We start from the raw sequence: 12,751 nt of genomic DNA, 5'->3' as shown, positions 1-12,751 counted from the left end.
TTGCGTTGCAATAGAATTTTGCGTTCTTTGCATCTTCAAATTACAAAGCAGTTACATCCACGAAAGCACACAACATGACAGAACTCGCCAAGAAACGGCCTGAATTCCGCAACATCAATGCCTTCAAGGACCTGACCACCTACCGCATGACGCCTGCAGCGTGGGTTTCGATCCTGCACCGCGGCAGCGGGCTGATCATGTTCCTGCTGCTGCCTTTCATCATCTGGATGTTCGACACCTCGGTGTCGTCCGAAATCTCGTTCGCCAAATTCACTTCGGCGTTCAGCATCGGCATCGGCTTCGTGCCCGGCTGGTTCATCAAGCTGGTGGCGCTGGCGCTGATCTGGTCGTACCTGCACCACTTCACCGCCGGCCTGCGCCACCTGTGGATGGATGTGAGCCACAGCGCGGTGAACAAGGAATTCGGCAAGACCTCGGCCCTGACCGTGCTCGCGATCAGCATCGCCCTGGCCCTGGTGCTGGGCGCCAAGCTCTTCGGCCTGTACTGATCGATCAACCCATGAAACGGTGGCTGCTGCCAGGCAGTGCCCGCCGAAAACGATAGGAAATCTCCATGTCCGTCAATTACGGTTCCAAGCGCGTCGTCGTCGGCGCCCACTATGGCCTGCGCGACTGGCTCAGCCAGCGCGTCACGGCGGTCCTGATGGCCCTGTTCACCCTGGCCCTGCTGGCCCAGGTCATCTTCTCCAAGGGCCCCATCGGCTACGACAAGTGGGCTGGCATCTTCTCGGCCCAGTGGATGAAGGTGCTGACCTTCTCCGTGATCATTGCGCTGGCCTGGCACGCGTGGATCGGCCTGCGTGAAGTCCTGATGGACTACATCAAGCCCGTGGGCCTGCGCCTGGCGCTGCAGGTGTTCAGCATCGTCTGGCTGGTCGGCTGTGCTGGCTGGGGTATCCAGGTTCTGTGGCGTCTCTGAATCCCCCGACTGAAGGCAAAAAATAATGAGCTACACCAACGCTAACATCACCAAGCGCAAGTTCGACGTCGTCATCGTCGGCGCAGGCGGCTCCGGCATGCGTGCCGCGCTTGAACTCTCCCGCGCAGGCCTGAACGTGGCCTCGCTGTCCAAGGTGTTCCCCACCCGTTCGCACACCGTGGCGGCACAGGGCGGCGTGAGCGCCTCGCTGGGCAACATGTCCGAGGACAACTGGCACTACCACTTCTACGACACCATCAAGGGCTCCGATTGGCTGGGCGACCAGGACGCCATCGAGTTCATGTGCCGCGAAGCCCCCAAGGTGGTGTACGAGCTGGAACACTTCGGCATGCCATTCGACCGCAACCCCGACGGCACGATCTACCAGCGCCCCTTCGGCGGCCACACGGCCAACTACGGTGAAAAGCCCGTGCAGCGCGCCTGCGCCGCCGCCGACCGCACCGGCCACGCCATGCTGCACACGCTGTACCAGCAGAACGTGAAGGCCAAGACCAATTTCTTCGTCGAATGGATGGCCCTGGACCTGATCCGCGACGCCGACGGCGACGTGGTGGGCGTGACCGCCCTGGAAATGGAAACCGGCGACCTGTACATCCTGGAAGCCAAGACCGTGCTGCTGGCCACCGGCGGTGCGGGCCGCATCTTCGCCGCCTCGACCAATGCCTTCATCAACACCGGTGACGGCCTGGGCATGGCGGCACGCGCCGGCATCGCGCTGCAGGACATGGAGTTCTGGCAGTTCCACCCCACCGGCGTGGCCGGCGCCGGCGTGCTGCTGACCGAAGGCTGCCGCGGCGAAGGCGCCATCCTGCTCAACAGCAATGGCGAACGCTTCATGGAGCGCTACGCGCCCACCCTGAAGGACCTGGCCCCGCGCGACTTCGTGTCCCGCTCGATGGACCAGGAAATCAAGGAAGGCCGTGGCTGCGGTCCCAACAAGGACTACGTGCTGCTCAAGCTCGACCACCTGGGCGCGGACACCATCCACAAGCGCCTGCCATCGGTGTACGAGATCGGCGTCAACTTCGCCAACGTGGACATCACCAAGGAGCCGATCCCCGTGGTGCCCACCATCCACTACCAGATGGGTGGCGTGCCCACCAACATCAACGGCCAGGTGGTGCGCCAGGCCAATGGCATCCACAACGAAGTGGTCAATGGCCTGTACGCCGTGGGCGAATGCGCCTGCGTGTCGGTGCACGGCGCCAACCGCCTGGGCACCAACTCGCTGCTGGACCTGCTGGTGTTCGGCAAGGCCGCCGGCCGCCACATCGTCGAGTTCAACAACAAGAACAAGGAACACAAGCCCCTGCCCAAGGATGCGGCCGACCGCACGCTGGAGCGCCTGAACCAGCTCGACCAATCGAACGAAGGCATCTACGCGCAGAACCTGGCGGGCGACATCCGCGCCACCATGCAGCAGCATGCCGGCGTGTTCCGCACCCAGGTCAGCATGGACGAAGGCGTCAAGAAGATCGCCGAGATCCGCAGCCGCGTCGGCAGCGTGACCCTGAAGGACAAGTCCAAGGTGTTCAACACCGCGCGCATCGAAGCGCTGGAAGTGGACAACCTGATCGAAGTGGCGCAGGCCACGATGGTCTCGGCAGCGGCCCGCAAGGAATGCCGTGGCGCCCACACCGTGTACGACTACGAGCACCCTGCCGACCACGCAGAGTTCCCGCTGGGCCGCAACGACAAGGAGTGGATGAAACACACCCTGTGGTACAGCGAAGGCAGCCGCCTCGACTACAAGCCGGTCAACCTCAAGCCCCTGACGGTGGACAGCGTGCCCCCCAAGGTCCGTACGTTCTAAACAGTAGCCCCACGAGAGAAGAAACATGCAAAAGCGCACATTCCAAATCTACCGCTACGACCCGGACAAGGACGCCAAGCCCTACATGCAGACCATCGAGATCGAACTCGACGGCCACGAACGCATGCTGCTGGACGCACTGGTCAAGCTCAAGGAACAGGATCCCTCCCTGTCGTTCCGCCGCTCGTGCCGTGAAGGCGTCTGCGGCTCGGATGCCATGAACATCAACGGCAAGAACGGCCTGGCCTGCCTGACCAACATGAACACGCTCAAGGGCACCATCGTCCTGAAGCCTTTGGCGGGCCTGCCCGTGATCCGCGACCTGATCGTGGACATGACGCAGTTCTTCAAGCAGTACAACTCGATCAAGCCCTACCTGATCAACGAAGAACTGGCCCCCGACCGCGAGCGCCTGCAGTCGCCTGAAGAGCGCGAAGAGCTCAACGGCCTGTACGAGTGCATCCTGTGCGCCAGCTGCTCCACGAGCTGCCCCAGCTTCTGGTGGAACCCCGACAAGTTCGTGGGCCCCGCCGGCCTGCTGCAGGCCTACCGCTTCATCGCCGACAGCCGCGACGACGCGACCGGCGAGCGCCTGGACAACCTGGAAGACCCGTACCGCCTGTTCCGCTGCCACACCATCATGAACTGCGTGGACGTGTGCCCCAAGGGCCTGAACCCCACGAAGGCCATCGGCAAGATCAAGGAACTGATGGTGCGCCGCGCCATCTGACCTGGCACCCCCCCTCCCAGACGCCAGTCCATGGAAATCCTGTCCACTCCATCCATCGCGCCAGCAGCGGGCTCGCCGCTGCTGGACGAGCGCGAATTGAGCAAGCTGCACTGGCGCTGCCGGCGCGGCCTGCTTGAAAACGACTTGTTCATCGAACAGTTCTTTGCCCGCTACGAGCCCACGCTCACCCAGCGCCATGCGCAGGGCCTGCGCGCGCTCATGGACTTGGCGGACAACGACCTGCTGGACCTGCTGCTGCGGCGGCGCGAGCCGCAGGGCGAACAAGACACAGAAGAAGCGCGCGAAGTGCTCGGCATGCTGAGACAAAGCGGTGGCGCGATGACGGCTTTCCACGCCTGACGCGGCCAAGGTGCATGCCCCAAGACCGGATCATTATCGGCAACCTACCCAAGGAAAGTAACAATGAAGCTAGCTGACAACAAAGCCACCCTGTCCTTCAGCAACGGCAGCCCCAGCGTGGACCTGCCGGTCTACCAGGGCAGCATCGGCCCGGATGTCATCGACATCCGCAAGCTGTATGCGCAGACGGGCATGTTCACCTATGACCCGGGCTTCCTGTCGACGGCAGCGACCCAGTCGGCCATCACGTACATCGATGGCGACAAGGGCGAACTGCTGTACCGCGGCTACCCCATTGAGCAGCTGGCCCAGAACTGCGACTTCCTGGAAACCTGCCACCTGCTGCTGTACGGTGACCTGCCCAACGAAGCGCAGAAGACCGACTTCACCAGCCGCGTGACCAATCACACCATGGTCAACGAGCAGATGCAGTTCTTCCTGCGTGGCTTCCGCCGCGACGCGCACCCCATGGCGGTGCTGACCGGCCTGGTGGGCGCCCTGTCGGCCTTCTACCACGACAGCACGGACATCAACAATCCGCAGCACCGTGAGATCGCCGCCATCCGACTGATCGCCAAGATGCCCACGCTGGTGGCCATGGCCTACAAGTACGGCATGGGGCAGCCCTACATGTACCCGCAGAACAACCTCTCCTACGCAGGCAACTTCCTGCGCATGATGTTCGGCACGCCCTGCGAAGAGTACAAGGTCAACCCCGTGCTGGAACGCGCGCTGGACCGCATCTTCATCCTGCACGCAGACCACGAGCAGAACGCCTCGACCTCGACCGTGCGCCTGTGCGGCTCGTCGGGCACCAACCCGTTCGCGGCCATCGCCGCCGGCGTGGCATGCCTCTGGGGCCCCGCCCACGGCGGCGCCAACGAAGCCGCGCTGAACATGCTGTACGACATCCAGGCCCAGGGCGGCGTGGAAAAGATCGGCGAGTTCATCAAGCAGGTCAAGGACAAGAACTCCGGCGTCAAGCTCATGGGTTTTGGCCACCGCGTGTACAAGAACTACGACCCGCGCGCCAAGCTCATGCAAGAGACTTGCAATGAAGTGCTGGCCGAGCTGGGCCTGGAAAAAGACCCGCTGTTCAAGCTGGCCAAGGAACTGGAAAAGATCGCCCTGGAAGACGACTACTTCGTGCAGCGCAAGCTCTACCCGAACGTGGACTTCTACTCCGGCATCGTGCAGCGCGCGATCGGCATCCCCGTGAACCTGTTCACCGGCATCTTCGCGCTGGCCCGCACCGTGGGCTGGATCGCCCAGCTCAACGAAATGATCGGCGACCCCGAGTACAAGATCGGCCGCCCCCGCCAGCTGTTCACCGGCTCCGAACGCCGCGACGTACCGCCCCTGTCCAAGCGCTGATCGGCCGCGCGCCAGCCGTCCACGGCTGGCTGGCTGGCGGCGCGGCGCTCCCTGGGGCGCCAATCCGCGACAACCTCCCCAAGCCCGCCATTGGCGGGCTTTTTCTTTGCCTGTGCGCAAGCGCCGGGGCCGCCCCTCGCGGCCCAGGCCCCAGGCCCTGCGCCCCGCCGCATGGCGCGCGGGGGCCCCTCCTGCGCACCTCGGCGCAAGATGCCCCTTGACTTGGAGTGCACTCGAACTTTTAGGATCGCTTTCATGGAATCCCACCTCACCATCAACGATGTCGCACGGCGCACGGGTTTGACGGCGCACACCCTGCGCTACTACGAGCGCGCGGGGCTGATCGCACCAGTGGCCCGCGCGGCGGGCGGCCAGCGCCGCTATGCGGCAGCGGACATGGAGTGGATAGGGTTCCTGCTGCGCCTGCGCGAGACCCGCATGCCCATCGGGCAGATGCAGGCCTTCGCCAGGCTTCGCGGCGAAGGGGATGCCACGGTGCCGCAACGGCGCGCGATGCTGCAAGCGCACCTGAACGACGTGCAGGCCGCCATCGCGGCGATGCAGCAGTCGGCCCAGGTGCTGCAGGCCAAGATCGCGCACTACCGGGCGGTCGAGGTTTCCCTGGACACCGCATCCACCCCTGATGAAAGCACCCTCCATGCACCACCGCACACGCTACGAACAAGGGCTGGCCAAACTCCGCGAAATCGACGGTGAGGCTGGCGAACAGGTCATCGACAGCCTCGCCGGCATCGCACCGGACTTTGCCCGCTACCTGATCGAGTTTCCCTTCGGCGACATCTATTCACGCCCCGGCCTGGACCTCAGAAGCCGCGAGATCGCCGTCGTCGCGGCGCTCACCGCCATGGGCAACGCCACGCCGCAGCTCAAGGTGCACCTGCAGGCGGCGCTGAACGTGGGCGTCACGCGCGAGGAAATCGTCGAGGTCATCATGCAGATGGCGGTGTACGCCGGCTTTCCCGCGGCGCTCAACGGGCTGGCCGCCGCGCGCGAGGTTTTCGCGGCACCGCCGCGCAGCACGGCGCAGGCTGCTGCATGAGCGTGGGCCACGCCGGATGCGGGCGTGCTACGGCCGGGCTGCCCGTCCGGCGGCCACTAGCCGCCCGCCCTGCTGAACCGCTCCCGGTACGCCAGCGGCGTGATCCCCAGATGGCGCACGAACAGATGCCGCAAGGCCTGCTCCGAACCCATGCCCATGCGCGCGGCCACGGTCTTGAGCGGCAACCCGGCCTGCGACTCGAGCAGGCGCCGCGCTCCTTCCAGCCGCGCGGACTCCACGAAGGCCGAGGGGGTCTGCCCCGTCTCCTGCGTGAACACGCGCCGGAAATGCCGCTCGCTCATCGCCGCGCGTGCCGCCAGGGCCGCCAGCGGCATGGGCTCCGCAAGATGCTCCAGCACCCAGTTCTGCACCGCCTGGATGTCGCGGTGGCCCGTGCCCTGGCTGGCCAGCTGCACGCTGAACTGCGACTGCCCGCCGGGGCGCTTGAGGTACATGACGAGGTCGCGCGCCACCTCCAGCGCCAGGGCGTGGCCAAAATCCTCTTCCACCAGCGCCAGGGCCAGGTCGATGCCCGCGGTGACGCCGGCCGAAGTCCACAGGGGGCCGTCGCGCACGTAGATGGCGTCCGGGTCCACCTCGATGGCCGGATAGCGCTGGCGCAGCAGGGCCGCCACGCTCCAGTGCGTCGCGGCGCGCCGGCCGTCGAGCAGGCCGGCGGCGGCCAGGAAGAAGCTGCCCGAGCACAGGGCGATCATGCGGTCCACGCGCGGGGCCACGCTTGCCGCCCAGGCCACGAGTTCGGGAGAGGCCGCCAGCACCTGCTCGATATTGCGCGACCCCACGAGGATCACGGTGCAACCCGCGCCGCCCTGCTCCAGTTCGGCCAGGGTGTGGGTGGCGTTCAGTGCCATCAAGGTGTCCGATGGCACCGCGCCCGCCTGCGCGGCCACCACGCGCACCGCGTAGCCGTCGGGCCGGCCATGCTGGCGCAGGTGCACGTTGGCATAGTCGAACACGGACATGGGGCCCACGGCCTCCAGCGCCTTGAAGCCGGGGTAGACCACGAGATCGACGCGGTGCGGGCTGTTGGCGTGGTGGTGGTCCATGGGGTCGGTCGGCAGAGCGGAAATGAAAGGCGCCCGACTATACGGGAGGCAATGTCCGGCTGCCGCCCATGCCGTCGAATCCGGCCATAACCCCAGGATCTGCGGCCACGGGCTCCACCAGGCCCTGCACATGGCCTACAGTCATGCGGTCCCCCTGCGCGCTGCCGGCCAAAGAGCCTCGCCGCCGCCCTTCCCCGACCAACCCGTTGACCCACCATGACCCTCAAATCCAAAGCCGCCGTGGCCTTCAAGGCCGGAGAACCCCTGCAGATCGTCGAGATCGACGTCGCCCCGCCCAAAAAGGGCGAAGTGCTCATCCGCATCACCGACACCGGCGTGTGCCATACCGACGCCTTCACCCTGAGCGGTGACGACCCCGAGGGCCTGTTCCCCGTGGTGCTGGGCCATGAAGGCGCTGGCATCGTGGTGGAAGTGGGCGAAGGCGTGACCAGCGTGAAGCCCGGCGACCACGTGATCCCGCTCTACACCGCCGAATGTGGCGAGTGCCTGTTCTGCAAGAGCGGCAAGACCAACCTGTGCGTGAGCGTGCGCGCCACACAGGGCAAAGGCGTGATGCCCGACGGCACAACCCGCTTCAGCTACAACGGCCAGCCCATCTACCACTACATGGGCTGCAGCACCTTTAGCGAATACACCGTGGTGGCCGAGGTCTCGCTCGCCAAGATCCACCCCGACGCCAACCCCGAGCAGGTCTGCCTGCTGGGCTGCGGCGTGACCACCGGCCTGGGCGCGGTGAAGAACACGGCCAAGGTGCAGGAAGGCGACACGGTGGCGGTGTTCGGCCTGGGCGGCATTGGACTGGCGGTGATCCAGGGCGCCAAGCTGGCCAAGGCCGGGCGCATCATCGCCATCGACACCAACCCCTCCAAGTTCGACCTGGCCCGCACCTTCGGCGCCACCGACTGCATCAACCCCAAGGACTTCGACAAGCCGATCCAGCAGGTCATCGTCGAGATGACCACCTGGGGCGTGGACCATTCGTTCGAGTGCATCGGCAACGTGAACGTGATGCGCGCGGCGCTCGAATGCGCGCACCGCGGCTGGGGCCAGAGCGTCATCATCGGCGTGGCGGGCGCGGGGCAGGAGATCTCCACCCGCCCCTTCCAGCTCGTCACCGGCCGCAAGTGGCTGGGCACGGCGTTTGGCGGCGTCAAGGGCCGCAGCGAGCTGCCCGGCATGGTGGAAGACGCGATGGCCGGCAAGATCCAGCTGGCGCCCTTCGTGACGCACACCATGGGCCTCAAGGACATCAACGAAGCCTTCGACCTGATGCACGAGGGCAAGTCCATCCGCTCCGTGGTCAAGTATGCCGCCTGAGCCTGCCCCGCAGGCGATCAATCAAGGTAAAAACAGCCCCTAGCGCTTATCCTTCATGCGCTGCAAGCTATCAATTTTGAAGCAATCCACATGACCACCTCCCTGGACCTGCTCGGCAGCCATGCCTGCTTTGGCGGCGATCAGCGCTTCTACCAGCACGCCTCTGCCGAGATCGGCCTGCCGATGAAGTTCTCGGTCTTCCTGCCGCCGCAGGCGCGGCAGCGCCCTGTGCCCGCCATGCTGTACCTGGCGGGGCTGACCTGCACGGAAGAAACCTTCATGGTCAAGGCCGGTGCCCAGCGCCTGGCGGCCGAGCTGGGCCTGGCGCTGGTCGCGCCCGACACCAGCCCACGCGGTGCCAACGTGCCGGGCGAGGCCGAGAGCTGGGACTTCGGCGTGGGCGCGGGCTTCTACCTGGACGCCACGGCCGCGCCCTGGGCGCGCCACTGGCGCATGGAAAGCTACCTGATGAAGGAACTGCTGCCGCAGGTGGCGGCGCAACTGCCCATCGATGGCGAGCGCCTGGGCATCTGCGGCCACTCCATGGGCGGCCATGGCGCGCTCACGCTGGCGCTGCGCCACCCGGGGCGGTTCAAGAGCCTTTCGGCCTTTGCGCCGATCTGCGCGCCCACGCAGTGCCCCTGGGGCGAAAAGGCCTTCACGGGCTACCTGGGGCCAGACCGCACGGGCTGGATCGAGCACGACGCCACGGTGCTGATGCAGCACCAGCCGGTGGCGCCCTACCCGGCCGGCATATTGATCGACCAGGGCCTGGCCGACAAGTTCTTGCCCACGCAGTTGCACCCGCATCTGTTCGAGGAGGCGTGCCAGGCCATCGGCCAGCCGCTCACCCTGCGGCGCCACGAAGGCTACGACCACGGCTACTACTTCATCCAGAGCTTCATGGCCGACCACCTGAGGCACCACGCCAGGACCCTGCAGGCCCCCGGACGTTAATGCGGCCTTAAGTCTCGGGCGCCACAGTGCGCCCATGCCTTTGATCCTGCAGCGCCTGCTGCTTTCCCATGCAGCCACGGGCGCCGGGCCCCGGTCTCCAGCCCCAGCTTCCTCCGCACCCGCACCGCGCCACCTGCACCCCGCTTGGGTGGTGGTGCTCATCAGCGCCTGGCTGGCCACGGCCTGCAACGTGCCGCTGTGGCGCGAGGTGGCCGAGCTGCCCGGCCACGGCAGCGCGCGCGGCTGGGCCTTTGCCGCGGCGTTCGTGGTCATCGTGGCCGCCGGCAACGCGGCCCTGCTGAGCCTCCTGGCCTGGCGGGGCACGCTCAAGCCCGCGGCAGCGGTGCTGGTGGTGATGGCAGCCTTCGGGGCCTACTTCATGCTCGCCTACGGCATCGCCATCGATGCCAGCATGCTCGTGAACGTGCTGCAGACCGATGCCCACGAGGCGGGCGACCTGCTCGGCTGGCGCATGGCGGGCACCGTGCTGGCGCTGGCGGTACCGCCGCTGGCGTGGCTCTACCGCACTCCGGTGCAGCGCCTGGGCGGCCTGCGGCACGCGGCCCACAACGGCGCGCTCTTGCTCGGGGCCATCGCGGTCATCGTGGTGTGCCTGCTGATGGTGTTCCAGGACTTCGCATCCACCATGCGCAACCACACCAAGCTGCGCTATCTCATCAACCCGCTCAACAGCGTGTACGCGCTGGGCAACATCGCCACCAGGCCCTTGCGCATCGACACCAGCAAACTGCTGCCGCTGGGGCGCGATGCCAGGCTGGGCGCAAGCTATGCGGGGCAGAAACAACCGCCCCTGCTGGTGCTGGTGCTGGGCGAAACCGGCCGCAGCGGCAACTTCGGGCTCAACGGCTATGGCCGTGGCACCACGCCGCTTCTTTCGGCCCGCACCGACCTCGTGAGCGCCCGCAACGCGTGGTCCTGCGGCACCAGCACCGCCGCGTCGGTGCCCTGCATGTTCTCGCACCTGGGGCGCACCGGCTACGAGGCGCGCGCCGCCAATTTCGAGAGCCTCGTCGATGTGCTGCACCACGCCGGGCTGGCCGTGCTCTGGGTGGACAACCAGTCGGGCTGCAAGGGGGTGTGCGACCGCCTGGGCGACACCAACACGTCGGCACTGCAGGACCCCGCGCTGTGCCCCACCCGGGGCGAATGCCTGGACCGCATCATGCTCAAGGACCTGGACGCCCGCATTGCCGCGCTGCCCGCCGAGCAGCGCCAGCGCGGGACCGTGGTGGTCCTGCACCAGATCGGCAGCCATGGGCCCGCCTACTCCAAGCGCTCGTCACCCGAGCACAAGAAATTCCTGCCCGAATGCACCTCCACGGCGCTGCAGGAATGCGAACGCCAGCAGGTGGTGAACGCCTACGACAACAGCATCGTGGAAACCGACTTTTTCCTCGACTCAGTGCTCAAATGGCTTTCCACGCTCTCCGAACAAGCGCAGACAGCTATGGTTTATGTAGCAGACCATGGTGAATCACTGGGCGAGAACAACCTCTACCTGCACGGCCTGCCCTACGCCATCGCGCCCGACGTGCAAAAGCACGTGCCCTGGATCACCTGGCTCTCGCCCGCCATGCAATCGCGCACGGGTGCGGCCACGGGCTGCCTGCAGCAGGACCTGGCCGAACGGCGCATCACGCACGACAACTACTTTCACTCCGTGCTCGGCCTCCTGGACGTGACGACGGGGGCCTACAACCCGGACCTGGACATGTTCACCGCCTGCCGCCACCAGGCACAGGCGATGGCCGCGCCCCCCGGCGGCAGCCGCAGGCTGTGACGGCGAGCAAGCCGGACTTGTGCGTTCCGGCCAGCTCCGGCCACTTCCACTTCCCTCGCAGCCCGGCCTGGCTCAGAACAGGCTGCCCTGCCCCCGCGCAAGCCCCGGCCTGAACTGCGACAGGTCCAGCTCCAGCCGCTCCCGGTTGAGCCCCAGCCGCCGGCACGCCCCCGCGAACCGCTGGCGCAGCATGTCCGCCCACAGGCCGCTGCCCTTCATGCGGGTGGCGAAGCTGCTGTCGTAGCTCTTGCCCGCGCTGCGCTGGGCCGCATCGAGATTGTGCAAATCCTGCACCCGTGCCATCACGCGCGCCGCGCGCTGCGGGTAGTGCACCTGCAGCCATTCGCGGAACACCGCATCCAGCTCCCACGGCAGGCGCAGCACGGTATAGAACGCGCTCCTGGCCCCCGCATCGCGCGCGGCCTCCAGCACCTGCTCCATGTCTTCGGTGATGAAGGGGATCTGCGGGGCCACGCTCACGCCCACCGGAATGCCGGCCTCGGCCAGCGTGCGCAGCGTGCGAAGGCGCCGGTGGGGGGCGGCGGCGCGCGGCTCCATGCGGCGCGCCAGCAGCGGGTCGAGCGTGGTGATCGTCACGTACACCGCCGTCAGTTGCTGCGCTGCCAGCGGCGCGAGCAGATCGAGATCGCGCTCCACCCCGCTCGACTTGGTGATGAGCGAGAACGGGTGCCGTGCATCGCGCATCACCTCGATGAGGCCGCGCGTGAGCCTGAGTTCGCGCTCCACGGGCTGGTAGCAGTCGGTGGCCGAACCGATGTTGAGCAGGCGCGGCACATAACGCGGCTGCGCCAGTTCGCGGCGCAGCACCTCGGCGATGTTGTGCTTGGCCACGATCTGGGTCTCGAAGTCGAGCCCGGGCGAAAAATTGAGATAGCTGTGCGTGGGCCGGGCGTAGCAGTACACGCAGCCGTGCTCGCACCCCCGGTAGGGATTGACGGACAGCTCGAAAAAAATGTCGGGGGAGTCGTTGGCGCAGATGGCGCTGCGGGCCGTCTCCAGGTGCACCGTGGTGGCGGGGGCGGGCCCGCCGCCATCATCATCCCCATCCGCCCCTCCCGCGCCCTGCGGGCCGTGGTTCCAGCCATCATCCACCACCTCGCGCACATCGCGGCTGAACCGGTGCGGCATGGCCGTGGAGGCCCCCCGGCCCCGGATGGCCTGCAGGGGGACGCGCACTTCCGCCGGTGCGTCAGGCAGGTCGGGGTCGGCGGCAGGGTTTGGCTTCATGACTGTATGAATATACAGTTATTTGAAGCGAGGCGCACCGCC

At 66.6% G+C, this 12,751-nt stretch carries 13 protein-coding genes; 11 read left to right on the top strand and 2 right to left on the bottom strand.

The window, feature by feature from the left end:
* Positions 1–74: 74 nt before the first annotated feature.
* From sdhC to AC07OC_RS05400, 8 genes are all read left to right on the top strand, one after another.
* Complete coding sequence (gene sdhC, locus AC07OC_RS05435; protein WP_218293935.1) at positions 75–509, top strand: succinate dehydrogenase, cytochrome b556 subunit; 435 nt, start codon at positions 75–77, stop codon at positions 507–509.
* Between the two features lie 65 nt (positions 510–574).
* Complete coding sequence (sdhD, locus tag AC07OC_RS05430; protein ID WP_124515511.1) at positions 575–940, top strand: succinate dehydrogenase, hydrophobic membrane anchor protein; 366 nt, start codon at positions 575–577, stop codon at positions 938–940.
* A gap of 25 nt (positions 941–965) precedes the next feature.
* Positions 966–2,774 (top strand): succinate dehydrogenase flavoprotein subunit, encoded by a 1,809-nt coding sequence (gene sdhA / locus AC07OC_RS05425; RefSeq protein ID WP_218293934.1) that lies wholly within the window; start codon positions 966–968, stop codon positions 2,772–2,774.
* Between the two features lie 25 nt (positions 2,775–2,799).
* Complete coding sequence (locus tag AC07OC_RS05420) at positions 2,800–3,504, top strand: succinate dehydrogenase iron-sulfur subunit (protein WP_218293933.1); 705 nt, start codon at positions 2,800–2,802, stop codon at positions 3,502–3,504.
* Positions 3,505–3,534: 30 nt separating this feature from the next.
* Positions 3,535–3,864 carry an FAD assembly factor SdhE gene (locus AC07OC_RS05415; RefSeq protein ID WP_369641924.1) on the top strand — a complete coding sequence of 110 codons (330 nt, stop codon included), beginning with the start codon at positions 3,535–3,537 and terminating at the stop codon, positions 3,862–3,864.
* Positions 3,865–3,927: 63 nt separating this feature from the next.
* Positions 3,928–5,238, top strand: a complete 1,311-nt coding sequence (locus AC07OC_RS05410; RefSeq protein WP_218293931.1) for a citrate synthase — start codon at positions 3,928–3,930, stop codon at positions 5,236–5,238.
* Between the two features lie 255 nt (positions 5,239–5,493).
* Complete coding sequence (locus tag AC07OC_RS05405) at positions 5,494–5,955, top strand: MerR family transcriptional regulator (protein WP_218340674.1); 462 nt, start codon at positions 5,494–5,496, stop codon at positions 5,953–5,955.
* Positions 5,897–6,298 (top strand): carboxymuconolactone decarboxylase family protein, encoded by a 402-nt coding sequence (locus AC07OC_RS05400; RefSeq protein WP_218340673.1) that lies wholly within the window; start codon positions 5,897–5,899, stop codon positions 6,296–6,298. The genes AC07OC_RS05405 and AC07OC_RS05400 overlap by 59 nt, the downstream gene beginning before the upstream one ends.
* Positions 6,299–6,354: 56 nt before the next feature.
* Here AC07OC_RS05400 and AC07OC_RS05395 read toward each other — a convergent pair whose 3' ends face one another.
* Positions 6,355–7,365, bottom strand: coding sequence for a GlxA family transcriptional regulator (locus tag AC07OC_RS05395; RefSeq protein ID WP_218293928.1), 1,011 nt, complete (start codon positions 7,363–7,365; stop codon positions 6,355–6,357).
* Positions 7,366–7,581: 216 nt separating this feature from the next.
* Between AC07OC_RS05395 and AC07OC_RS05390 the strand changes: the two genes are divergently transcribed.
* The 3 genes from AC07OC_RS05390 (at position 7,582) to AC07OC_RS05380 (ending at position 11,461) form a co-directional block, all read left to right on the top strand.
* Positions 7,582–8,703: an S-(hydroxymethyl)glutathione dehydrogenase/class III alcohol dehydrogenase gene (locus AC07OC_RS05390; RefSeq protein ID WP_218340671.1), complete on the top strand. Its 1,122-nt coding sequence runs from the start codon at positions 7,582–7,584 to the stop codon at positions 8,701–8,703.
* Positions 8,704–8,793: 90 nt separating this feature from the next.
* Positions 8,794–9,660, top strand: coding sequence for an S-formylglutathione hydrolase (gene fghA, locus AC07OC_RS05385; RefSeq protein WP_218340670.1), 867 nt, complete (start codon positions 8,794–8,796; stop codon positions 9,658–9,660).
* Between the two features lie 34 nt (positions 9,661–9,694).
* A complete protein-coding gene (locus AC07OC_RS05380) occupies positions 9,695–11,461 on the top strand; it encodes a phosphoethanolamine transferase (protein ID WP_218340669.1) in 1,767 nt (588 codons plus the stop codon).
* 72 nt (positions 11,462–11,533) lie between these two features.
* On the opposite strand, the gene AC07OC_RS05375 is transcribed toward AC07OC_RS05380, so the two are convergent.
* Positions 11,534–12,709, bottom strand: a complete 1,176-nt coding sequence (locus tag AC07OC_RS05375) for a PA0069 family radical SAM protein (RefSeq protein ID WP_218340668.1) — start codon at positions 12,707–12,709, stop codon at positions 11,534–11,536.
* Between the last annotated feature and the right edge of the window lie 42 nt (positions 12,710–12,751).

It is taken from the genome of Acidovorax sp. GW821-FHT10E04 (assembly GCF_059415185.1).
This window is presented reverse-complemented; position numbering and strand designations above follow the sequence as displayed.

Excerpts from the sequence above, each read along its gene's own strand:
- AC07OC_RS05395 (WP_218293928.1), bottom strand. The coding sequence starts at position 7,365 with ATGGACCACCACCACGCCAACAGCCCGCACCGCGTCGATCTCGTGGTC.
- AC07OC_RS05420 (WP_218293933.1), top strand. The coding sequence starts at position 2,800 with ATGCAAAAGCGCACATTCCAAATCTACCGCTACGACCCGGACAAGGAC.
- sdhC (WP_218293935.1), top strand. The coding sequence starts at position 75 with ATGACAGAACTCGCCAAGAAACGGCCTGAATTCCGCAACATCAATGCC.
- AC07OC_RS05390 (WP_218340671.1), top strand. The coding sequence starts at position 7,582 with ATGACCCTCAAATCCAAAGCCGCCGTGGCCTTCAAGGCCGGAGAACCC.
- AC07OC_RS05400 (WP_218340673.1), top strand. The coding sequence starts at position 5,897 with ATGCACCACCGCACACGCTACGAACAAGGGCTGGCCAAACTCCGCGAA.
- sdhA (WP_218293934.1), top strand. The coding sequence starts at position 966 with ATGAGCTACACCAACGCTAACATCACCAAGCGCAAGTTCGACGTCGTC.
- AC07OC_RS05415 (WP_369641924.1), top strand. The coding sequence starts at position 3,535 with ATGGAAATCCTGTCCACTCCATCCATCGCGCCAGCAGCGGGCTCGCCG.
- AC07OC_RS05380 (WP_218340669.1), top strand. The coding sequence starts at position 9,695 with ATGCCTTTGATCCTGCAGCGCCTGCTGCTTTCCCATGCAGCCACGGGC.
- AC07OC_RS05375 (WP_218340668.1), bottom strand. The coding sequence starts at position 12,709 with ATGAAGCCAAACCCTGCCGCCGACCCCGACCTGCCTGACGCACCGGCG.
- sdhD (WP_124515511.1), top strand. The coding sequence starts at position 575 with ATGTCCGTCAATTACGGTTCCAAGCGCGTCGTCGTCGGCGCCCACTAT.
- fghA (WP_218340670.1), top strand. The coding sequence starts at position 8,794 with ATGACCACCTCCCTGGACCTGCTCGGCAGCCATGCCTGCTTTGGCGGC.
- AC07OC_RS05405 (WP_218340674.1), top strand. The coding sequence starts at position 5,494 with ATGGAATCCCACCTCACCATCAACGATGTCGCACGGCGCACGGGTTTG.
- AC07OC_RS05410 (WP_218293931.1), top strand. The coding sequence starts at position 3,928 with ATGAAGCTAGCTGACAACAAAGCCACCCTGTCCTTCAGCAACGGCAGC.